General features: G+C 35.0%; 20 protein-coding genes. 16 read left to right on the top strand and 4 right to left on the bottom strand.

Annotated elements, in window-relative coordinates; genetic code table 11:
- Window positions 1–51: 51 nt before the first annotated feature.
- From K7I92_RS00830 to K7I92_RS07605, 8 genes are all read left to right on the top strand, one after another.
- On the top strand, window positions 52–1,284 hold the full coding sequence (locus K7I92_RS00830; RefSeq protein WP_203245555.1) for a DegT/DnrJ/EryC1/StrS aminotransferase family protein: 1,233 nt from the start codon (window positions 52–54) through the stop codon (window positions 1,282–1,284).
- Between the two features lie 20 nt (window positions 1,285–1,304).
- Window positions 1,305–1,985, top strand: a complete 681-nt coding sequence (locus K7I92_RS00825; protein ID WP_370541416.1) for a sugar transferase — start codon at window positions 1,305–1,307, stop codon at window positions 1,983–1,985.
- Between the two features lie 63 nt (window positions 1,986–2,048).
- Window positions 2,049–3,881: a nucleoside-diphosphate sugar epimerase/dehydratase gene (locus K7I92_RS00820; protein ID WP_203245557.1), complete on the top strand. Its 1,833-nt coding sequence runs from the start codon at window positions 2,049–2,051 to the stop codon at window positions 3,879–3,881.
- Between the two features lie 56 nt (window positions 3,882–3,937).
- Window positions 3,938–4,816, top strand: a complete 879-nt coding sequence (locus K7I92_RS00815; RefSeq protein ID WP_220281674.1) for a phosphorylcholine transferase LicD — start codon at window positions 3,938–3,940, stop codon at window positions 4,814–4,816.
- 1 nt (window position 4,817) lies between these two features.
- Window positions 4,818–5,780, top strand: coding sequence for a phosphorylcholine transferase LicD (locus K7I92_RS00810; RefSeq protein ID WP_220281673.1), 963 nt, complete (start codon window positions 4,818–4,820; stop codon window positions 5,778–5,780).
- Entirely contained in the window at window positions 5,780–6,778 is a 999-nt protein-coding gene (locus K7I92_RS00805; protein WP_220281672.1) for a Stealth CR1 domain-containing protein, read from the top strand. The genes K7I92_RS00810 and K7I92_RS00805 overlap by 1 nt, the downstream gene beginning before the upstream one ends.
- Before the next feature lie 3 nt (window positions 6,779–6,781).
- Window positions 6,782–8,314, top strand: coding sequence for a lipopolysaccharide biosynthesis protein (locus K7I92_RS00800; RefSeq protein ID WP_203245561.1), 1,533 nt, complete (start codon window positions 6,782–6,784; stop codon window positions 8,312–8,314).
- 24 nt (window positions 8,315–8,338) lie between these two features.
- Window positions 8,339–9,751 carry an O-antigen ligase family protein gene (locus K7I92_RS07605; RefSeq protein ID WP_220281671.1) on the top strand — a complete coding sequence of 471 codons (1,413 nt, stop codon included), beginning with the start codon at window positions 8,339–8,341 and terminating at the stop codon, window positions 9,749–9,751.
- 36 nt (window positions 9,752–9,787) lie between these two features.
- On the opposite strand, the gene K7I92_RS00790 is transcribed toward K7I92_RS07605, so the two are convergent.
- Window positions 9,788–10,771, bottom strand: a complete 984-nt coding sequence (locus K7I92_RS00790) for an acyltransferase family protein (RefSeq protein ID WP_220281670.1) — start codon at window positions 10,769–10,771, stop codon at window positions 9,788–9,790.
- 373 nt (window positions 10,772–11,144) lie between these two features.
- On the opposite strand from K7I92_RS00790, the gene K7I92_RS00785 reads away from it, so the two are divergent.
- The 3 genes from K7I92_RS00785 to K7I92_RS00775 are packed head-to-tail and all read left to right on the top strand — an operon-like array spanning window position 11,145 to window position 14,695.
- Window positions 11,145–12,218 (top strand): alanine--glyoxylate aminotransferase family protein, encoded by a 1,074-nt coding sequence (locus K7I92_RS00785; protein ID WP_220281669.1) that lies wholly within the window; start codon window positions 11,145–11,147, stop codon window positions 12,216–12,218.
- A 12-nt stretch (window positions 12,219–12,230) separates the two neighbouring features.
- Window positions 12,231–13,556, top strand: coding sequence for a Gfo/Idh/MocA family oxidoreductase (locus K7I92_RS00780; protein WP_220281668.1), 1,326 nt, complete (start codon window positions 12,231–12,233; stop codon window positions 13,554–13,556).
- A gap of 20 nt (window positions 13,557–13,576) precedes the next feature.
- Entirely contained in the window at window positions 13,577–14,695 is a 1,119-nt protein-coding gene (locus tag K7I92_RS00775; protein WP_220281667.1) for an acyltransferase, read from the top strand.
- 59 nt (window positions 14,696–14,754) lie between these two features.
- Here the strand turns inward: K7I92_RS00775 and K7I92_RS00770 are convergent, their stop codons facing one another.
- Complete coding sequence (locus K7I92_RS00770) at window positions 14,755–16,281, bottom strand: LCP family protein (protein ID WP_220281666.1); 1,527 nt, start codon at window positions 16,279–16,281, stop codon at window positions 14,755–14,757.
- Between the two features lie 120 nt (window positions 16,282–16,401).
- Complete coding sequence (locus K7I92_RS00765; protein WP_220281665.1) at window positions 16,402–16,779, bottom strand: class Ib ribonucleoside-diphosphate reductase assembly flavoprotein NrdI; 378 nt, start codon at window positions 16,777–16,779, stop codon at window positions 16,402–16,404.
- A gap of 91 nt (window positions 16,780–16,870) precedes the next feature.
- Between K7I92_RS00765 and K7I92_RS00760 the strand changes: the two genes are divergently transcribed.
- The 4 genes from K7I92_RS00760 (at window position 16,871) to K7I92_RS00745 (ending at window position 20,571) form a co-directional block, all read left to right on the top strand.
- A complete protein-coding gene (locus K7I92_RS00760; RefSeq protein WP_220281664.1) occupies window positions 16,871–17,404 on the top strand; it encodes a DNA-3-methyladenine glycosylase I in 534 nt (177 codons plus the stop codon).
- 19 nt (window positions 17,405–17,423) lie between these two features.
- Window positions 17,424–18,587: an iron-containing alcohol dehydrogenase gene (locus K7I92_RS00755; protein WP_220281663.1), complete on the top strand. Its 1,164-nt coding sequence runs from the start codon at window positions 17,424–17,426 to the stop codon at window positions 18,585–18,587.
- Between the two features lie 83 nt (window positions 18,588–18,670).
- Complete coding sequence (locus tag K7I92_RS00750) at window positions 18,671–19,240, top strand: thymidine kinase (RefSeq protein ID WP_220281662.1); 570 nt, start codon at window positions 18,671–18,673, stop codon at window positions 19,238–19,240.
- Window positions 19,240–20,571 carry an MATE family efflux transporter gene (locus K7I92_RS00745; RefSeq protein ID WP_220281661.1) on the top strand — a complete coding sequence of 444 codons (1,332 nt, stop codon included), beginning with the start codon at window positions 19,240–19,242 and terminating at the stop codon, window positions 20,569–20,571. The genes K7I92_RS00750 and K7I92_RS00745 overlap by 1 nt, the downstream gene beginning before the upstream one ends.
- A gap of 85 nt (window positions 20,572–20,656) precedes the next feature.
- On the opposite strand, the gene K7I92_RS00740 is transcribed toward K7I92_RS00745, so the two are convergent.
- Window positions 20,657–22,147 carry a DUF1846 domain-containing protein gene (locus K7I92_RS00740; protein ID WP_220281660.1) on the bottom strand — a complete coding sequence of 497 codons (1,491 nt, stop codon included), beginning with the start codon at window positions 22,145–22,147 and terminating at the stop codon, window positions 20,657–20,659.
- Between the two features lie 94 nt (window positions 22,148–22,241).
- Between K7I92_RS00740 and pepF the strand changes: the two genes are divergently transcribed.
- A complete protein-coding gene (pepF, locus tag K7I92_RS00735; RefSeq protein ID WP_220281659.1) occupies window positions 22,242–24,023 on the top strand; it encodes an oligoendopeptidase F in 1,782 nt (593 codons plus the stop codon).
- Window positions 24,024–24,029: the final 6 nt, after the last annotated feature.

Below are 24,029 nucleotides of genomic sequence, written 5' to 3'. Positions count from 1 at the left end.
ATAAGAAAAAGATTATAATTAAGAAGAAAAATTTTAAAATTGGAGGCTGGTATGGAAAATAACGCAACATTAGAAGCAAGAAAAATTCTTTTTAGTCCACCAGACATTAGTGATAAAGAAGTGGAAGAAGTGGTTGCGGCTTTAAAGTCCGGTTGGATTACAACTGGTCCTCGCACGAAATTATTAGAAAAGAAAATTGCGGAATGGATTGGCGTTGAAAAAGCGGTTTGTTTGAATAGTCAGACAGCTTGTGCTGAAATGGCTTTACGTCTTTTAGGTATTGGTGAAGGAGATGAAGTGATTACTTGTGCTTATACCTATACAGCATCTGCTTCTATTATTGATCATGTGGGTGCTAAGATTGTGTTAGTGGATTGTCAAAAAGATAGTAATTTAATAGATTACGATGCCTTGGAAAAATCCATCACAACCAAAACGAAAGCCATTATTCCAGTGGATTTATGTGGTGTTCCTTGTAATTACGATCGTTTGTTTAAGATTGTTGAAAGTAAGAAAGATTTATTTCAAGCAAAGAATGATTTGCAAAAGGCGATTGGTCGTATCGCTATTTGTGCGGATACAGCGCATGCGTTTGGTTCAAGCTATCATGGTAGGATGGTTGGCTCCATCGCTGACTTTAGTGCTTTTTCTTTCCATGCGGTTAAAAACTTTACTACTGCTGAAGGTGGGGCTTTAACTTGGAAGGATATTCCAGGGGTTTCCAACGAAGAAATCTATAAGCGTTTACAACTACTTTCCTTGCATGGACAAAATAAAGATGCTTTGTCTAAGAGTAAGCTAGGCTCTTGGGAATACGATATTATTGGTCCTTGGTTTAAGTGCAATATGACGGATTTGTTGGCGGCTGTCGGCTTAGCACAATTTGATCGTTATCCCGATTTATTAAAAAAAAGAAGAGCTACTAATGAAAAGTATGATTCGGCTTTTAAACCGTTAGGGATTCAAGTCGTACCGCATTATAGTGAAGAATACACATCCACCGGTCATTTATACCTCATTCGCATACCAGGTATTGATGATGCAGAAAGAAGAGAAATCATTGAACGCTTAGGAGAACAAGGAATTGCTTGTAATGTGCATTATAAGCCATTACCAATGATGACAGCGTATAAGAATATGGGTTTTGATATGAAAGATTATCCAAATGCCTATAACTATTATCACAACCTAATCACATTACCAAATCATACGTTGATGAGCGAAGAAGATGAGGACTATGTCATTTATTGGGTTAAAAAGATTGTTAGCGAATATTTGAAATAAGGGGAATTATGTTAGGGATTTTGAAAAAGTGGGACAATTTACCGGTTGAGTTTCAAAAAGAAGAAATTAAACCTTATTATGAATATTTATGTCAGAAACAATTTAGTCTTATATTAAAGCGTTTGTTTGATATTCTTTTTTCACTGGTCTTGTTAGTATTGTTATCACCACTTTTCCTAATTCTTTCCATTTGGATTAAATTGGATTCCAAAGGTCCCATTCTATTTCGTCAAGAAAGAGTGACACAATATGGTCGTATCTTTCGTATTCACAAGTTTCGGACAATGGTATCCGATGCAGATAAGGGCAACGTTCAGGTCACAACCTTATATGATAGCCGAATCACAAAAGTAGGTTCAAAATTAAGAGGACTTCGTTTGGATGAAATTCCACAATTAATTGATATTTTCTTAGGCGATATGTCTTTTGTAGGAACTAGACCAGAAGTGGCTCGCTATGTGAAACAATATGAAACAGAAATGTTAGCGACGTTGTTGTTGCCGGCCGGGGTAACTAGTGAAGCAAGTATTACCTATAAGGATGAAGATACTTTATTGGCAAATAGCACTGATGTAAACGAAACTTATGTGAAACAAATTCTACCTAAGAAAATGAAGTATAATCTTCAATATTTGAAAGAATTTCACGTCTTAAAAGATTTGCAATTAGTATTAAAAACGATTGTGGCTGTTATAAAGTGAAGAATTTGTCATTGTATCAATAAAACTTTATAATTAGAGTGATTTATTAGAAGGAAGTGTCGTATGAGCAAAATTACAAACTGGATAAAAAAATATAGAGAAGTGTCTTTAGTGATTATTGATACAGTTTTAGTAATTATGGCTTATGGATTGGCTTATTTTATTCGTACTGATTTGGGTCGCTTAAGCTATCAAGCAGCTTTTGATTTATTATGGCAATTCATGCTTATTCCGGTTATTTTAAATGTGATTTCCTTCTTTATATTCCATCTAAATCGTTCTTTATGGCAATACATTTCTTTAGACGAAGTCATTCGTGTTGGTATGGCTTCTTTATTCGGGAATATATGTTGGTTTTTAGTTGTCATTACGATCAATTTTGAAGACTATTTCCGCTCATTGCCATTGATTGCCCTTATTTTACAAGTTCTTTTAATGGTTGGAGTTCGTATGGCGTATCGTTTGTATCGTCGCACAGCTCGTCTACAAAAGAGAAATCATCGTGCTTTGATCCTTGGGGCAGGTCAAGCAGGTGTTATGGCTTTACGAGAAATTATGAGTTCAAATCGGTATGACTCTCGCGTGGTTGGCTTTGTGGATCGCAATCCTTTGAAAAAGAAACAGATTCTAAATGGCGTATCGGTGCTTGGTACCGATGATGATTTACCAGCTATTATTTCTGATTACAATGTGGATACGGCTTATATTGCGATTAAGAATATTACAAAAGAAGACTTGAAAAAATTGATTGAAAAGTGCCATGAATTGAAATTACGAACACGCATTGTCGGTTTTACCTTCCAAGATGGTGCAAAGAAGGAAACAGCTTCTATTCGTAACATTAAGATGGATGATTTATTGGGGCGTGGAGAATTAAATTTGAATAATGAAACGATTGGTACTTTTTTAACCGGGAAGATTGTTGTGGTAACTGGTGCAGGTGGTTCAATTGGTTCTGAGTTGGTGCGCCAAATCTTCACTTTTAATCCAAAACGTTTAGTGTTAATCGATATTTATGAAAATAATATGTATGATTTACAAATGGAATTGAATATGAAATACCACCCTGATAAATCAAAACTAACTTGTTTGATTGGTTCCGTTCGTGATCAAAAGAGAATGGATGAAATCTTTCAAGAGGTTCATCCGGATGTTGTATTTCATGCGGCGGCGCATAAACATGTACCATTAGTGGAAGATTCGCCATTAGAAGCCATTAAGAACAATGTCTTTGGAACAAAGAATGTAATTGAAGCTTCCATTAAGGCTAATGTGGAAAAGTTTGTTTTGATTTCAACGGATAAAGCAGTTCGTACCACCAATGTCATGGGGGCAACGAAACGTATGTGCGAATTATTGGTGCAAGGTTATAAAGACAATGGTGTTACGAAGTTATGCGCGGTTCGTTTTGGTAATGTATTAGGTTCCAATGGTTCCGTTATTCCTTTATTTGAGAAACAAATTGAAAATGGTGGTCCGGTAACCGTTACCGATCCAAATATCATCCGTTATTTTATGACAATACCGGAGGCGGCTCAATTGGTGCTACAAGCGGGTGCTTTTGCGAATACAGGTGAAATCTTTATCTTGGATATGGGTAAACCGGTTAAGATTTTAGATTTAGCGAAGAATTTAATTGAATTGGCTGGCTATGTGCCGGGTGAGGATATAGAAATTGTGTTCACCGGCTTAAGACCGGGAGAAAAGTTGTATGAAGAATTACTGTTAGATCCGAAAAAATGTAAGAAAACGAACAACAATTTAATCTTTATCACACAACCGGAGGATATATCCATGGATTTAGTAAGCGATAAACTTTCGAAGTTAGAAAATTTATTAGAAACAAATCAGTTTACAAATCAGTCAATTATTGATTTGATTACACCATTGAAATAAAAGAAAGTTTAAGCTTGGTTTTAAGCTTAAATTTCTTTTTTGAGGAGGAAAGAGCGATGGACACAAAAAATGAATATGGTATCAGAGAAATACAAGAAAAGTTAATTGGTATTTTAATGTATTTCAAAGAATTTTGTGAAGAGCGCGGTTTGAAGTTTGTCTTAGCAGGTGGCACTTTGTTAGGAGCAGTACGCCATCAAGGAATGATACCTTGGGATGATGATGTGGATGTGTTCATGCTAAGAGAGGATTATGAAAAATTAGAATCTTTATGGGAAAAGTATGCGGATAAGGATCGTTTTTCATGCGTTCGTTCCAATGATAAAATGAATATTCATCATGCGGTTATTGAAATTAAAGATAATAATACAACCTTTATCAATTACCATAATGAAAACAATGATATTCACCAAGGTATTATGATTGATGTCATTCCAGTGGACGATGTGGCGGCGAATCCAATTAAACGCTTTTTACAAATTCCTTATGCCATGATGTTTGCGTGTTTCAATTTCCAACGCTTACCAGCTCATAAGAGTAAGTTTATGTATAACATGACAAAGTTGGCTTTGTCTATGGTGAAATCCTTTGATTATCGTTATCGAATTTGGAAGAAATGTGAAAAGAGAATGTTGGCACTTGGTAAAAAGAGCAATGGTCAAGTCGCCTCTTTTGTGGAGGGCTTAACCATTATGCGTCAACGCTTTCCAAAGGAATGGTTTGAGCATCCGGATCATCTTTTATTTGAAGGAGTGCAGATGCCTGTACCGAAGGATTATAAGAAGTGGCTGGAAGTTTCTTATGGGGATTATATGACACCACCAAAAGAAGAAGATCGAATATTGAGACATAATATTAAGTTCTATGATATGAAAAATAGTTATAAGATGTATAAGGGTATACAATATTGTGTTGAAAAAGAAGAGGTGAAGTGACATGGGAATTAGAGATGCATTGTCTACCAGAAAAGCGATGCAAAGTACACCACCGGTGGACATCGTGCATGAAGTGAATGAACAAGAATTGAAACAACTTCAAGCTTGTTTTTTAGAAATTTTAAAAGATATTGACCGTGTATGTGAGAAACATGGTATTTGTTATATGGCGGCAGGAGGAACCTGTTTAGGAGCCATTCGTCATAAAGGTTTTATTCCTTGGGATGATGATGTGGATATTCTAATGCCCCATGAAGATTTGAAACGCTTTATTGAAATTTTTGATGAAGAGATGGGGGATAAGTACGAGATGACTTCTCCCAATTCCAAGTATTATTTAGAAAGCATGATTTCTGCTATTTATAAGAAAAACACTTTAAAAGCAAGCTTCTTTGACTACAATACACCATTCCCAAAAGGTGTTCACATTGATATTTTTCCGATTGAAGCTGTACCAATGAATAAAGTAGCACGTTTCTTTAAGGGCTATTCTGCTATGTTTTTGCAATACATTGCAGTATCCACTTTGTTCTATCATTATCGCAGTCCGGAAAAGAAACAATTTTTCTACCAAACAAGCGGAGGAAAAATCAACTATCGTATTCGTTGTGTGATTGGTTTTTTATTCTCTTTTCGTTCGTATAAGAAATGGGGGGATGCCTTTGATCGTTATGTTCAATGGCATAAACCATCAAATTTATGGGCTGTACCGACGGATATGGGGCATTATTTCGGTCATATTATGCCAAAAGAAGTATATTATCCACCAGTGAAAGCAACTTTTGAGGATATGCAAATCAATATTCCTCATGATTATGATACGTATCTTAAAAATCAATACAACGATTATATGACCATTCCACCGGAGGCAGATCGTGAGAAACACTATTCTGTTGGCTTTAGTATGGATTTAAAGAAGGACTTGGAAGAACATAACGATATTTATTATAAAGGAGACTTATAATGAATAGTCCAATTGATATTGTGATTCCTTGGGTGGATGGAAGTGATCCTAATTGGATTCAAGTGCACAATCAGTATACATCTGATAAGTTATCCGATAATCATGTTTCACGCTATCGAGCATGGGATACTTTTCGTTATTGGTTTCGTGCTATTGAAGAAAATGCGCCATGGGTCCGAAAAATTCATTTCTTAACTTTTGGTCATTATCCCCAATGGTTAAATATTCATCATGAAAAAATTCATTTAGTGAAACACGAAGATTTCATTCCAAAGGAATACTTGCCAACTTTTAGTTCGCATGTAATTGAGTTAAATCTTCATCATATTCCTGATTTGGCTGACCATTTTATCTATTTTAACGATGATGTGTATTTGAATTTACCTTGTCAACCGAAAGACTTTTTCGATAATGGCTTACCAAAGGATGCGGCGGTTCTCGGCGTGATAAAAAATAATCTTAGAGAAAATTTCATGCCATATATTATGTTGAACATGATGGCCTTGATAAATGAAAAATTTGCTAAAAAGGAAGTGATTTCAAAGCATCGTTCTAAGTGGTTGAACTTTAAATATGGTCACTTATTATTAAATAATTTGTATTTACTTCCATTTAGTTGTTTTACAGGTTTCCGTAATTTTCATTCTGTTATTTCTTATAATAAGAAAACATTTGAAGAAGTGTGGCAGACTTATTCGGAGGATTTAAAACAAACCTGTGAACATAGATTTAGAAATAAAGCCGATGTGAATCAATATTTATTCCGTTATTGGCAATTGGTTTCAGGAGAATTTTCACCAATGAAGCCAAGTTCTGATTATTTTACGATTGGTCACCAAAATTCAGGTACCATCCAAGAGGCAATCTTAAAGCCACGTAAAAGAGTGATTTGTGTTAACGATGATCCGGGTGATTTTGATATGGACTTGGAACAGAAGTTCATTGATGGAGCTTTTCAAAAGCGTTATCCAAATCCATCTTCATTTGAAATTAGGTAAACTATGAAATTAAATCGAGCAAAAAATACAGTAAGAAATGCATCTTGGGGGATGATTTACCGTCTTGTAACAATATTGGGATCCTTTGTTGTCAAGACAATTATCATTTACCGGCTAGGTTCTGAATACAATGGCTTAGGAAGTTTGTTTACATCCATTCTAAGTGTTTTGAACTTAGCTAATATGGGATTTAGTTCTTCTTTGGTATTTATGATGTATCGAGCGGTTGTAAATGATGATATGGATACCTTCTGTGCCTTGTTGAACTATTTTAAGAAAGTGTATAAGTATGTGGGTTTAGTCATCTTATTTTCCGGTTTAGCACTGGTTCCATTTGTCAAGAATTTAGTGAGTGGTGATTATCCATCGAGTATGAACCTAGAGGTTTTATTTGTTATTTATTTATTGGAGACTTCTCTTGGTTACTTGATGTTTTCCTACAATACAGCAATTTTCTCCGCCTATCAAAGAGAGGATATTTTCCTAAAGATTTCTTCGATTAAGTCGATTGTGATGTATGTTTTGCAGGTTTTATTCTTATTTTTAATTCCAAATTACTACATTTATATGGGTATTTATTTGATGATGGTCATTCCCAATAATGTAGCGATATTATGGATGGCACGAAAAGAATTCCCTGAAATTAGTTGTCGTGGGGAAGTGGATGATGAAACAAAGAGGGTCATTAAAAAGCGAGTTCTAACTTTATTTGGTCACAAAGTAGGAAGTACGGTTTTGGTAAGTATTGATAGTATCTTAATTTCTTCTTTCCTAGGTTTAGCGACTTTATCAAAATATAGTAATTATTACTACATTTTAACAGCAGTGAATGCTTTAATTGAAATTGTGACCAACGGTAGTATTGCCGGTATTGGCAATAAGTTAATCACCGACAGTGAAGAAGCTAACTATAAAACATTTATTACTCTAAGCTATGGTTGGCTAGGGATTGTTGGAGCGGCGGCTGCTTGTATGTTATGTATGTATCAACCATTTATTGTATTATGGGTTGGTAAAGATTATCTGTTAAGAAATGATTTGATGATTTTGATTGTTGTTTATTTCTTTTCTTGGATGTTTCGAATTATGCAGCTAACCTATCGTGATGCGGCCGGTTTATGGACAAAGGATTGGTTAAAGCCATATGTTGGCTTGGTTATCAATTTAATTGGTAGTATTCTTTGGATTTCCATTACCCATGATATTTCAGGGGTTCTATGGCCAACTATCTTTGTGTTTATCTTTGTTTATTTTCCTTGGGAAGCTTGGGCTTTGTTTGGTTTCCAATTTAGCTTTGGCTTAAAGGGATATTTAAAGAAGATTGGCTTGTATGTTATGTTAGCGATTGTGGCTTGTTCAGCCGCTTATGGATTAGCGGAAGTCTTTGTTAAAAACTATGGTTTGGTGGCTATTTTACTTCGTTTCGTGATAGCTATCGTGATTTATGGTATTATTTGGGTTGGGTTTAGTTATAAAACGAATGAGTTCAAGCATTTGTTGAGTATTGTTTTACGAACATTAAGTAGAAAAAAGTAGGTTTCTTTGAGGGGGATGGTAAAGGTGAGAAAAGAATTCTTTGATAAAATTGTTTTACATTATATTTGGATAACCATTGTTGTTTTTACATTGATGATTATTTCACCGGTATTATCTTTTTTGACAAAAACACCTTTCTATCATCTTCAAAGTTACCTAGGTATATTTGGGGCACTTCTTTTGGCTGTGGATGTTCTTCTTCAGAGAACTGTTTTTAAAGCCAAGTACGTGTATTTGCTCTATTTGATTTCTTTTATTGCTCTAATTGCGACAGTTCGGACAAGAGAGTTTGGTATTAAAGATAATTTATTTTCTATTGCTTGGGCAACGATTAGTTTTTCTTTGTTTTATTCGATTTCGGCAAGGATTGAGAAGGAAGAATTTATTAAAACGATGGATATGTATATACACCTATTGTTTTTGATTTGGAGTATTGCTTGTTTGGTTTCCATTGCTCAATTCTTTATGGATATTGGTTATACCTATGTGATTAATCCTTTAGCAGAGGATGTTTCTATTGCTAGACAGGGTTTCTTACAAAATCGCTTATTTGGCATTTTTGATCCAATCAATCATGCGGCTTATATTTCTTTAATGTTGTTTATTTTAACCCTCTATGAATTCCGTAAGAAGAGAAAGTTTAAATGGTTGTATAGTATTCCGGCTGTTCTTTTTGTGGTGCATATTATTTTATCCGGTTCAAGAAGCGCCAAGTTTTCATTGTTGATTTGTTCATTTATTGGTTTTTTCTTATTGTATCGAAGCCATTTTAAGAAAGTAAACTTCAAAAGGACAGTGATTGCCTTAGTTTTGAGTGCTTGTTTTATGGTAGGAGTGTATTATTCTATAAGGGTATATTCGAATGGTTTATCGACGATTTCTTCGCTATTAAATACGAATAACAGCAAACCTTCGGATAAGGATGTTTTAGATCGGAATGAAGATTTAAAGGACAATTTTTCTAATAACCGTTTGGCTATTTGGAAGGATTATTTAGACAATTATCGAGAATTTGGCGTGATTGGTCTATCTCCCGGTAACTATATGAAATACATAGCTAAAAACCAACCAAATTTATACATTGTTCAATATGTAAAAACGAATTTTCCTGAGAAGTTTGCGGCAGGGGCGATTTATCATACACATAATGGCTATTTAAAGGTATTTGTTAGTACGGGTTATATAGGCATTCTTTCTTTACTTGCCTTTTTATTATTGAGTTTCAAAGATAACTTCTTATATGTGAAAAGGATTACGCATGTGCAAGATTTGTATGTGTTTTCTTTCTTGATCGTTATCTCGGGACTTATTTCAGCTATATTTGATCAAGGGATTTTCTTCATGGAAAATACACCAGCTTTCTTCTTTTGGATGTTTGCCGGCTTGATTATGAATGGTTTTATTCCAGAATTAGTTAACGCAAAGAAAAGTGTTTAAGAAGCATCCTTTTAAAAAGTGATTTTCAGTTGGAAATCACTTTTTTGTTGTGAAGATTTGTTTTCTAATCCAAAGGATTGGATAATCAAAGATTTTTTGTGATAAAAGGATACTAATTAAAATGGCTATTAGGTAATAGGAAACCATACCAATAGGGTGTTGATATAGTTGTTTGAAGGAAATAAAATGACCAATTATTTTAATTAAAGGCCAGTGATAGAAAAGGACGTTAATGGTTTTTCTACCCCAATGACTAATTCCGGTAAGATGTTTTATTGGTACAAGAGCCATGATGGATAAAGACATACAAATTGTTAATCCATAACAGAATAATCGGTGTAAAGGATTGTAATCATTAAATTGTTCAGGGGAAATAGCTCGTCCGGTAAATAGATAGCGGAATGGATAAAAGCTATTTAATTTGAAATAGAATAGGAATAAAATAACGGTCAAGAAAATAGAGGTCAGGATTTTCCCTTGCAAGAAAAATTTTTGTTTTATCACTAAACATTTCTCCGGCTGACAAATAACACCAAGTAAATAGAATGGAAAGAAAACAATAGTTCTTGATAAATATAAGTAATCATTGATAGAAGAATCATAAGTAATGAAACAGGCTAAGCAGACAAAAGCAAGAATGAGATAAGTATGATTCTGATCTTTTAGTAATTCGGCTAATAGGGTATAAATAGCTAAGACAAACATAAACCATGGAATACCACCATCACTCAATAATTTAAAATGGATGCTTTCGTGAAAAAGAAAGGCTAAAAGGACATTGAACATTTTTTGACTAAAGCCAATACTGATATAGAATAAAATATGCTGTTTGAATTTATCACTTTTATGAAATAAGCCCGATATAAATATAAATAGGGGCATATGAAAGGAATAGATACTTAGGTAAAGAAAACGAGCTGTTTTTGATATATCGGTAAATTCATAGGCTAAATGACCAATGACCATAAATATAATTAAAAGGAATTTTAGATTATCCCAAAAAGTAATTCTTTTTTCCATAAATTGACCTCAATAAAACACTCATATACTATACCATCTTACTTAAAATAATTTAAATGAAAATATCTTAGAATTCTACTTTTTATGGGGTGATTTGACGAGGAATTTTTAATTTATTTGAGTGTATTCCAATGGAAAATTAGTTGGTAGACAACAGGTAGAACAAGGATTTTTTTGATATTGAATGATACTGGAGATATTTTTTTATTGTGAAATTCGATGGTCATTTTTACAAACCAATATTTGAAAAAAATCACAGATATACATTGACCATTTTTTAGATATGGTATAATTTTAGCGTTAATAACAAACTATCCTGAATGGTCTTAAAACTTTGCTATTAGCCGTTTAATAAAAAGAAATGGAGAGTATTATGTTAAATTTTACTGTTGGACCTGTTCAATCAAGTGAAGCGGTTCGTGCAATTGGAGCGCAAAATGTTCCTTACTTTAGGACGCCTGAGTTCTCAGAGGTTATGTTAGAAAATGAAGCTTTAGTCAAAGAATTTACGCAATCCGGTGACCAAGCTCGTGTGTTATTCATAACCGGCTCCGGTACAGCCTCCATGGAAGCTTCGGTCATGAATATGTTGACGAAAAAGGACAAAGTATTGGTCGTTAACGGCGGCAGTTTTGGTCAACGATTTGTGGATATTTGTAAAATTCATGAAATTCCTTACACAGAAATTGTTCCAACTGAGTGGCTTGGAATCCAAAAAGAAGACTTGAATAAGTATGAAGGCAAAGATTATACAGCCTTTCTTGTCAACATTGATGAAACATCGACAGGGGTGTTGTATGATATTAAACTTATTTCTGATTTTTGTAAGAGAAATCATTTATTTTTGATAGTGGATTCCATCAGCTCATTCTTATGTGATCCATTAAATATGCAGGAATACGAGGTGGATTGTTTGATTACCGGTTCACAAAAAGCTTTAGCTTGTCCCCCCGGTGTTTCGGTTATTGTATGTTCACCAAAGGCAATTGAAAGAATTCAAGTCAATGAAGTCAAGAGTTTATACTTTGATTTAAAGCTGGCTTTATCCAATGGGGAACGTGGTCAAACACCGTTCACACCAGCGGTTGGAACTTTATTGCAAATAAATCAACGTTTAAAAGACATCAAAGCGGCAGGTGGTGTAGAAGCTGAAATTGCTCGTATTCACGCTTTGGCAGAAGATTTCCGTGAAAAAATTAAGGCTTTCCCATTTGAAATTGTATCAAAGTCTTTACCAAATGCGGTAACCGCCTTAAAACCAACCACCGCTAACGCTAGTGATATTTTTAGAATCTTAAAAGATGAGTACCAAATATGGGTTTGTCCAAATGGTGGTCTTTTAAAAGAGCTTGTGTTCCGTGTTGGTCACATTGGTGCTTTAACAAAGGAAGATAATACAACTTTAATTAACGCTTTAGCAGATATGCAAAGGCGAAATCTAATTTAAACGGAGAGAATTATGAAAAAAGTAATCACTTATGGAACTTATGATTTATTGCATTTTGGTCATATTCGCCTTTTGGAAAGAGCGAAGGAACTAGGCGATTATTTAGTTGTCGGCGTTACTTCAGATGGTTTCGATAAAATTCGTGGGAAGATAAATGTGCAACAGTCTTTAATGGAAAGAATTGAAGCGGTTAAAGCCACTGGTATAGCGGATGAAATCATTGTTGAAGAATACGAGGGTCAAAAAATTGATGATATTCGTCGCCTCGGAATTGATGTATTTACCGTCGGGTCAGATTGGGTAGGCTACTTTGATTATTTAAAAGAATATTGTGAAGTGGTTTATTTGGATCGTACCAAAGGTATTTCTAGTACGGAAATTCGCCAAAAGGATAGAAATGTACGCCTTGGTTTTGTGGGTGGTAGTGCGCACAATATTTTGCATAAGTATTATACAGAAAGCTTAGTAGTCAATGGAGCTGAGGTGGCTGGTATTTATAACATGGGGCAGACTTTAGAGACATTGAGGGATGAACCGGTCCAAATGTTTGATGACTATGACAGCCTATTAAATAGCTGTGATGCTTTATATATTGTTTCTAAACCCGAGTTACATTATGAGCATGTTAAGAAGGCTTTATTGGCTGGTAAGCATGTTTTATGTGAAGCACCGATGGCTTTGCGTATGGAAGAAATAGAAGAATTAGAAGCTCTTGCTAAAGAGAAAAAACTAATTCTCATGGATGCTATTAAGACAGCCTATGCGACAGCTTACAATCGTCTTTTGTTGATTGTGAAGTCCGGTAGAATTGGTGATGTTGTATCGGTAGATGCGACTTGTACAAGCTTATCAAAGTTTGAAAATAAAGAGGATTATGTCGCAAAAAATTGGAATAGTATTTGCGCTTGGGGACCAACGGCTTTATTACCGGTTTTCCAACTATTAGGCACTAACTATGAAAAGAAAAATAGGAAATCCCTTTATTTCGACCGAGAGAAGAAGTTTGATTCTTTCACAAGAATTAGTTTTGATTATCCAAAGGCGGTTGCGAATATTAAAGTTGGGGTTGGGGCTAAATCAGAAGGCGAATTGGTTGTTTCCGGAACAAAGGGTTATGTCTATGTGCCGGCACCGTGGTGGAAGACAGATTACTTTGAAGTTCGTTATGAAGATCAAGAAAAGAATAAACGTTATTTCTATCAACTGGATGGAGAGGGAATTCGTTATGAACTTTCAGCGTTTATTAAAGCCATTTCTTCCAAAACCCAAAATCGCTTTATTGATTTCCCTGTTAGTAAAGAGATTGTGCGTGTGATAGATGATTTTTATCAAGAATAAAAAGAAATAAAATGAATTCTATGTTGAGTAAGAAAAGAATTTTATGGCTTGATATGGCGAGATGCTTCGCCATATTTTCCATTATCTTAAATCATTCGATTGATCGAACTTTACATATAAGTAATTCAATTATAAGCTTTCTATTAGGTAATTTTAGTTTGGAGGCTATTTTTAGAGTTGTCTTATATGTTTTAAGTCGTTTGGGTGTTCCTATTTTTCTAATGATTACTGGAGCATTAACACTAAGTAAAAAATTTGAAACATGGGAAGATGTGCTTTATTTTTATAAACACAATCTATTAAAGATTTTTATCACTTCAGAGCTATGGATTTTGATTATGTACTGGATTATTGTGCTATTTAAAGTACCAGGATATGAACCAATTTCTAAATTTTCCAGTCAGCTTATTTGGATGGTAAGAACATTATTATTTGATTCAACTTATACCTATGGTAATATTTGGTATATTCCAGTGATTTTATCTATTTATACAATCATTCCTTTGGTGGCTATATTTATTCATAAATTTTCCGTAAAGGCAATGTTTTTACCAATATCTTTGCTGTTGTTATATGGGTATCTATTACCAAACGTAAATCATGTATTTTTAGTGTTAGGATTTGAAACCGGTCTGGGCATTGGTATGGATACCAGTAATATTTTATCCATTTATTTTCCATACCTAGTATTTGGTTATTTAATTTATAAGGGTTTCTTGAAACGACTAAAAAGATTTTGGCTATATTTTCTGACTATTTTTTTCTGGATTATAGCGATTTTTTTGACGTTTAGCTATGAAAAAGTTGATTCGCATTATAATTTTGGCTACTATGATTCCGATATTATGCTTTTAGCGCTCTTTTCCTTTGAAATTATACGTCGATGGGGCAGTAGACTTGAAAGCAAATATCCAGCACAGCAATGGGAAATGATTGCTTATATTTCAAAGGTATCTTTTGCAATTTATTTCATTCATATCATCGTTATGGAAGCCATTCATTTTCAATTAGGTGATATCACTCCATTTGCCTATATCAATTTATTGATTTATCACTTTGTGCCTATTTTTGTTAGTCTTGTGGTCATTCGTTTGTTGAGTTTATTAGCCTGGACTAAGAAATACCTGGTAATGTTATAAAGATAAAAATACTAAAATATAAGAAAAGAAACTAATCTCAAGATTAGTTTCTTTTCTATCTATTGTTTCACAGATGTATTTTTCTTAGCTGGATTTTGAATGACTTTGTTATTTTCCATATCTTGAATCATTTGCCTCAATTTGGCTACTTGCTCTGAATTTGGAAAGACACAAGATAATGGTGTGCTAGGCATCGAAGCTGTCTTAAACATACCAACACTGCCAGTGATACGATAGTTGATAATATCCCAAGCTTTATCAGCCGCCAATGTTTCAGAACCTAATTGATAGAAATAATTAATATCAGCATCAGTTAATAAAGAACCGGATAAAGAGTTCATAAGAGCAGGAAACTTCGTAATAGCAGATGGAGAACTTACCTTACGGATAATCGCATTTAGTACCAAAGTTTGGTGCATTCCACGACCAAAGTCACCATCTTTTAAAGAATAACGCTCACGAACATAACCAAGTGCTTCTGCACCATTCAAATGAATCTTACCCTTAGGATAAGTATAGCCGCCCGCATTCGTTGCTACGAACTTGTATGGATTATCGACATCAATACCACCTAAAGCATCAATAATTTTTGAGAAAGTAACGAAATTGACAATCGCATAATTATCAATTTCCATATTTAACCAACGATTTAAAGATTTCGTTGTATTTTGTACACCTTGAACGCCTAGATGCGTTAATTTATCCTTTCCACCACCTAAAGCAAGGTTAGGCACTAAAGAGTCACGGGGAATAGATGTAATTAGGATTTGGTGTGTCTTTGGATTAACCGTCACAATCATGTTGACATCAAAACGATCTTTTAAGGATAACTTACCACTACGGGTATCACTACCTGCTACATAGAGAGAGAAGGTACCATCTTGTAAAGTTCGACGTTTCACTTCAGGAAGCTTTTCCGTCTTTTTAAAGCTATACACAACTTTTGTGTCTTTTAAGAAAGTTTTGTATTTCTCATTGCTTGCTAAAAGATTGGCAACATTTTCTGAAAGCACTAAGGCTTGACCTTGGTTACTATATAAAGCCGCAGCCGCTTCTTCCGGAGAGGATTTTTCAAGCAATTTAATAGTACCAATTTTTTTCTGGACAGCTTCTAAGCCGGCCTTTGTGTCCTCAAGAGAACTGCTGGTCTGAGATAAGAAAGTTTTATCTTTATAATTTAATATATCGTCGTAGAAATTGGTATCCTTAAAGACATCTTTGTGAGCAGATTTATACTCGCTTGTTAGGGCGTAGACATTAATCATGGTGCTCTGTTCAGTAACACGTTTGAAGATACCTTCGATATTCCCTTTGATATATGGTAAGAAAATCGATACCACAATCAAACAAGCGGAGAAGATAAGGTTTAAACCAATCGTAATTTTAGAAAACCAATAGCGCTTTTTAGTGGTGGATAGTAATAAGCGATACAGTAAGAGAATTGCAACGATTAATACAGCTATAACCCACCATCTAAATGGCACGAAAGGGGAAAATTTTAATACTATAAGAGCTACAATGGAACATAACAATAATAAAATCCAAGTTGCTCTTCGAAAATCAATGTGATTTTTCTTTTTCACCATATAAAACTCCTTTTTATCCTCTTAATACTACCATAGATGAGAAAATGCTGGAATTTAATTTTTCATTAAGATAATTCCATATTTTTAAAAAAAGAGAAACAACCGTTTCTCCCCATCATTTTATTGACTTAGTTTTGTTTCTAAAGTTGTCAACATTTCTTTAATCTTGATTTCATCTGCATCACTTCCACGACCATTTACTATCGCTAATAAAGGAACATGGTACTCTTGTGAAATCTTAAGCCCAGCATAACCAAATGTTTCATAATGACGTTCAATAGAACCGGTTGCAATAATAGCCTTTAATAAACGATGATTTGTGGATAAGAATTTTTCAACAACAGCAGGCACTTCGCCCACTTTATCAGAGTAGGTAACCAATACATAAGGTTCATTTACCGTTTCACTTCCATCCGCTAATTTAAGAGTCGATGGAACATTTAAAGCATTGACTAAAGCTTCTGTTTTGCCTTGACGGCTTGCATACACTAGTAACATATTATTTTTCTCCTTTAACATTTTGTGACTTTATTATAGAGAAGAAAAGTTCTTGGAACAAAAGATATGCTCAAAATGATAAAATAGGTCTATGAAACGATGTTTATGGGCCAATGAAAGTGATTTAATGAAACAATATCATGATGAAGAATGGGGAAGACCATGTTTCCAAGCGGATTCATTATTTGAAATACTTTCATTAGAAATTTTCCAAGCCGGTTTAAGCCGGTCAACTATTTTAAAAAGAAGAGAAGGAATTCGTAGGGCCTTTGATGACTTTCATATTGAAAAAGTAGCTTCTTATAGTGAAAATGATGTTAAGCGCTTATTAAACGATAACTTTGTCATTCATTATGAAAGAAAAATAAGAGCAATTATTCATAATGCGACTTTAATTAAAAAAATGGGGGAAGCGAATTTTGTGCAGTATTGCTGGTCTTTTGTCCAAGGAAAACCACGTATTTATCATAATAAAGGTTCTATTGGTCATGATGAACTTAGTGATTTAGTCAGCCAATCTTTAAAAGAAAGAGGTTTTCAATTTTGCGGATCGACAACCATTTATTCTTTTTTATCAGCTGGCGGTATCATCAATAACCATGAAGAAGACTGTGTGCTAAAATAAAATTGAAAGGGGTGGAAATATGGAAAACTTTGTACACGATATACCAACAAAGTTGTACTTTGGTAAGGGTATGATTTCGCATTTGGAAGAGTCTTTAAAGTCATTCGGTAAACGAGTTCTTTTAACTTATGGTGGTGGTTCTATTAAAAGAGTTGGTCTATATGATGAAGTTCTGGAAATTTTAACTAAAGCCGGCTTTGAAGTGTTTGAATGCGCTGGTATTGAGCCTAATCCACGTGTGGAATCGGTTGCTCGCGGAGCGGATATTTGTAAGAAAGAAAAGATTGATGTGATTTTATCTGTGGGTGGTGGTAGCGTTTTAGACTGTTCCAAAGCTATTGCGGTTGGAGCCTATTTCAATGGTGATGATTATTGGCAAATGGTCTTAGCGTCAAATGGTAGTCAAAAAGCCTTACCGTTGGTTGCTATTATGACGATGGCGGCGACCGGCTCGGAATTTGATAGTGGTGGAGTCATTAGTAATATGGCTATCCATAAAAAGATTGGTCGTACTTTTACTTTTCCAGCTGTATCAATTTGTGATCCATGTTATACATTTACCTTGCCAGCCAAGCAAAGCGCTGCCGGTGGGGCGGATATGATGTCGCATATTATGGAAGGCTATTTTTCTCGTACAATGAATGCAGACTTATCAGAAGCCATTGAAGAAGGTATTTTAAAATCGGTTATTCATAATTTACCAATTGTCTTACAAGATCCGACAAATTATGAAGCAAGAGCGAATTTATTTTGGAATTCATCGATTGCTTGTTCGGGAATACCAGAATATGGGAAAGTATCTTCGGGTTGGCCATGTCATGCGATGGAGCATGAATTATCGGCTTTCTACGATATTACCCATGGTGTTGGTTTAGCCATTTTAACACCGCGCTGGTTAAGTTATATCTTAGAAAAAGATTCAAGTATTACGCCAAGACTGGTGAAGTTTGCGAAAAATGTTTGGGGCTTAGAGAATAAAGATGAAACAGAATTAGCGAAAGCAGGTATTCAAGCCTTGTATGATTTCTTTGTTTCGGTTGGAATTCCAATGCATTTAAGCGAGTTAGGTATTGATGAAACACATTTTGAAGAAATGGCGAAATCTTGTACACATCCATGGTTTGACGGCTTTGTTGGCTTAAGTGAAGAAGATGTGGTATGTATCTTTAAGATGTGTCTTTAAGGAAAGGAGAATTTTCTCCTTTTTTTCCCGTTTTAAAAACAGTACAATAAAGCTATCTTTTGATGAGTAGAAAGTAGGTTTTTATGGCAAAGTTATATTTTTATTATGGAGCGATGGGTTCTTCGAAAACAGCGAATGCGTTAATGGCTGAATACAATTATCGTGAACGTGGTCAAAAGGCATTGTTAGCAAAAACCAATATCGATACTCGTGATGGTAAGCATACGATTAAGAGTCGTATGGGTTTAGAAAAAGAATGTGTTTTACTGACAGAAGTTTGTAAGATGAATGAAGAATTGAAGGAGTATGATGCCATTATTGTCGATGAAATTCAATTTGCGAGTGTGGAAGAAATTGATTTCTTAGTACATGTGGTGGATGATTTGAATGTACCGGTGTTGTGTTATGGTTTGCGCACGGATTTTCAATTGAATTTATTTGAAGGAAGTGCTCGTTTAATGGCGCTTGCGGATACGATTAGTGAGGTCAAGACGGTTTGTTGGTGTGGTCATAAAGCAACCTGCAATGCTCGTTATAATGCACATGGTATTGTGCGAGAAGGCTCACAGGTTCTATTAGGGGCAAATGATGATTATATTGCTTTATGCCGTAAGCATTTCTTAGCAGGAAAGCTACATAAAGAGGACGAATAATGCGTTCTCATAACATGTTAAAGGGTTCCATTTGGAAAGAAATTTTAATTTTTTTCTTTCCAATTTTACTAGGTTATTTATTTCAACAACTGTATAACACAGTGGATGCAATGGTAGTGGGTAACTTTGTTGGAACGATTGCTTTAGGAGCCGTTGGCGGCTCAACTTCAATGATTATTAATTTAATCATTGGTTTTGTGGTTGGTTTAAGTACTGGAGCAACAGTCATTATCGCTCAATTTATTGGTGCTAATGAGAAAGATAAGGTGCATTTAACAGTTTCAACGACGATGCTTATGAATATTGTGTTAGGAATTGTGCTCATGGTATTAGGACTCATTTTTTCAGAAGATATGCTGAAATTATTGTCTGTTCCAGAAGAAATGATGCAAGATGCTCTTATTTATCTACGTATTTATTTATTAGGCTTGATTCCCACCATGATTTATAACGCTGGTGCAGGCATTTTAAGAGCGGTTGGTGATGCGAAAAGACCTTTATATTTCTTGATGGTGGCATCTATCACAAATATTGTTTTAGATATTTTTCTGGTTATTTATGTGCATCTTGGTGTAGCTGGAGCAGCGATAGCGACGGTTGTTTCACAAGCGGTCACCTGTGCTTTAACGCTGTACATCTTTCACGATAAAGATGAGGTGTATTACTTGGATTTAAAACAGATGAAGTTTGATTATGTTCTGTTTAAACGCATTATTAGTATTGGTTTGCCAACCGCTATTCAAGGCTCACTTTATTCCTTTGCGAATTTATTCATTCAATCTAGTGTGAATAGTTATGGGACAGTTTCTGTCGCTTCTTTTACAGCCTTTGGTAAGATTGATATGTTCTTTTGGAATTTTTCCGGTGCCATGGGAGCTTCTTGTTTGACCTTTGTTGGTCAAAACTTTGGCGCAAAACAATTTGAACGGGTGAAAAAAGGAATTCGTATTGCTTTAGGAATGTTCCTACTTGGTTCGATTAATATTACGATAGTATCTATTTTATTTGGTGAACAATTTTATCGCTTATTTACTCAAGATTCAGAGGTGGTAAAGGTAGGTATGCAGATATTGTGGCTAGTTGGTCCATTCTGGAATGCGGTGGCTTTCTTGGAAATCTATTCGGCTTCTTTAAGAGCGATGAATGTGATTTTTGTGCCAATGATTATATCGTTGATTGGTGTTGTTGGCGTGCGTATTCTTTGGATTCTTTTCTATCCGGGACATTCAATTTTGGATACTTTATTGGTGTATCCAATCTCTTGGTGTTTGACTGCTTCTTTCTTTATTCTCTTTTATATCAGTGGTATTTGGAAAAAGGGAAGGATTTAAACCGTCTCTATGAGTATCGTTTATTTAATTGTTCTAATTGTATGTGAAACAAAAATTAAAAAGTGAATTCAACTTGAACTCACTTTTATTTTTTTCCGTGATATAGCTTCTTTTGTGTGTATTGTGGATCAAAGGTCACATCAACACCTAATTTACGAAAAACATTATTATCTTCATCCGGTAAGATAACGGTACTATGCGCTTGGCATCCTTTTAGATGACTTAATTGTTCAAGAGCTTCGGTGATGGTTTTATTATCTTTGGAAATAATCACGAGAGCCATCAATAATTCATCCGAGTGTAAACGAGGATTATGGTTACCTAGATACTCCGTTTTTAATTTTTGAATTGGCTTAATAAACTCAGGTTGAATTAAAAGTGTTTCATCATCAATCTTCGCTAAAGATTTTAAAGCATTGATAATCAAGGCTGCACTTGGTCCAAATAAGGAAGAAGTTTTCCCGAGGACAATACGCCCATCATTTAATTCCAAAGCCATGGCTGGTGCACCTGTTTCAATTGCCTTTTCTCTAGCTTTCCCCACAACAATACGATCCTCAGGACGAGCTTCAATATGATTGAGAAGTAATTCTAATTTATTAACCGCATTGGTGGACACTTTTCCTTGTGCTTTCGCAACTAAGATTTGGAAATAACGACGAAGGATTTCTTGTTTTGAAGCTTCTTTTACTGCCTCATCATCACTAATACAGAAACCAACCATATTGACCCCCATATCCGTAGGAGATTGATAGGGACAAGAACCTTGTATTTTAACAAATAATTGTTTTAAAACAGGAAAGATTTCAATATCACGATTATAATTGACAGCTTGTTTACCATAGCTTTCCAGGTGATAGGGATCCAACATATTAACATCGTCTAGGTCAGCTGTTGCAGCCTCATAAGCACGATTGACAGGGTGAACTAAAGGTAAATTCCAAACAGGGAAGGTTTCAAATTTCGCATAACCGGATTTAATATGATGCATGTGATCGTGGTATAGCTGTGAGATACAGGTTGCCATTTTGCCGGAACCGGGACCGGGAGCCGTTACGACAATTAAATTACGACTGGTTTGAATGTAATCATTTTTACCTAAACCTTCTTTGGATACAATCTTTTCGACTTCCATTGGATAACCATCGATGGGATGGTGTAAATAAGAAGGAATACCATGTCTAGTCAAAGCATGACGAAAGGCATCCGCTGCCGGTTGATTTTGGTAACGAGTGATGACTACAGAGCCTAGGTATAAATCTAAGGAGCGGAAAGCATCGATCAAACGAAACACCTCTTGATCATAAGGAATACCCAAATCCTGTCTTTCTTTACTGTTCGCAATATTGTTTGCGTTGACGGCAATAATGATTTCCACTTGGTCTTTTAATTCAGTTAATAAATGAATTTTATTATTGGGATCATAACCAGGTAAGACCCTGGAAGCATGGAAATCTTCAAACATTTTACCTCCAAACTCCAAGTACAATTTTCCATCAAAAGTGGAAATGCGTTCTAAAATCTTATCTTTTTGTATCTGCAAGTATTGTTTTGAATCAAATGCCTTTTTAAACATAAAAAATCCTCCAGCATTTATAATAGCACTACCCTTTATGAAAATAAGGAAAAATGGTAGAATAATCTAAAAATGAAGGGATGTTTAAAAAACAATGGATCGAAAAGAGATAGCTTTAGAAGATAAATGGGATTTAAGTACTTTATTCAACAGTGATGAAGACTTTGAAATTGCCTTAAAAGAAGTCCAAAAAGAAATGAAGAGCTTAGGAAAATACGCCGGTCATTTAAACGAAGTGGCTTCTTTAAAAGAATATTTTGATTTATATTATGAAGTAGAGGGTAAGTTGGACAATGTCTTTACCTACGCTTCTTTAAGAGAAAGTGAAGATACACGTCAAGCCAAAGCTAGCGATATGTATGCACGTGCTTATGGTGCTTATGTGGAACTGGTTAGCTTGGTTTCTTATGTACAACCGGAATTGTTATCGTTAAGTGAATCTGAATTGGAGAGCTTAATGAAGGATGAAGATTTAAAGAAATACCACTTTATTTTAGAGAAGATGGCTCGTGAAAAAGCCCATACGTTAAGTGAAAAGGAAGAAAGTATTTTAGCTTCTTTACAAGAGGTATTAAGTGCTTCTTCTCAAATCAGTTCTAAATTGATGGATGCGGATATGAAGTTTGATTCAATTTTAGATAAAGATGGAAATCTACATGAACTGAATGCATCTAATTATATTCTTTATCAAACCAGCCCAGACCGTGTGTTAAGAGAGAATTCTTTCCGCTCTTTCTATAAGTCGTTCAAACAATTTAATAACACCTTAGCGCAAACATATAGTACTTGTGTGACTAGTGCAACAGGGGTCGCAAAATTACGTCATTTTGATAGCTCTTTAAAGGCTTCTTTATACAATGATGCGATTCCTCAAACGGTGTATGACCAATTGATTGAGACTATTCATGAATATATGCCGGTGATGTATCGCTATGTGGCTTTACGTAAGAAAATTTTGGGCTTAGATGAATTGCATTACTATGATTTATACACACCGCTTAGTGAGTTGGAAATGCAATATGATTTAAACCAAGCCAAAGAAATGGTGGTGGAAGCGGTTTTGCCATTGGGTAAGGATTATCAAGATATTGTTCGTCAAGCTTTTAAGGATCGCTGGATGGATGCATATCCAAACGATGGTAAACATTCCGGGGCTTTCTCGAGTGGAACAAGAACTTCCAATCCATTTATTCTAACCAACTTCTCGAAGACTTTGGATTCGGTTAGTACGATTGCACATGAAATGGGTCATTCTATGCACACGTATTTCACAAGTCATACGCAAGAACAACCTTATGCGAATTATTCCTTGTTTATTGCGGAAGTGGCTTCAACGGTAAATGAGAACTTATTGATTGAACAGCTTTTGGACAAAGAAACGGATTTAAAAAAGCGTCTTCATTTATTAAACCAATACTTAGAAGGATTTAAGGGAACGATTTATCGTCAAACAATGTTTGCGGAATTTGAAAAAGAAGCGCATGCTCACCGTGAACAAGGTCAAGCTTTAACGACTGAATACCTCAATGATTTATATGAAGGATTAGTGAAGGAATACTTCGGTGATGAATTGGTGATGGATCCAGAAGTGAAGTATGAATGGTCACGTATTCCTCATTTCTATCGTCCTTTCTATGTCTATGTATATGCGACAGGCTATAGCTCAGCCATTGCGATTTCTGAAAAGCTTCGTTTAGGTAGTCAAGAAGATAGGGATAATTATCGTCATTTCTTAAGCGTTGGCTCCTCGGTGTATCCTTTAGAAGCCCTCAAGATTGGTGGTGTTGATTTAAACACAAGAGAACCGATTCGTTTGGCTTTAGAGAAGTTTAAGAGCATCGTTGAAGAAGCGGAGAAAATTGTTGAAAAGCTTTAGTGTTTT

The organism is Bulleidia sp. zg-1013 (genome assembly GCF_019798045.1).
In the GTDB taxonomy this organism is placed as follows: domain Bacteria; phylum Bacillota_I; class Bacilli_A; order Erysipelotrichales; family Erysipelotrichaceae; genus Bulleidia.
This window is presented reverse-complemented; position numbering and strand designations above follow the sequence as displayed.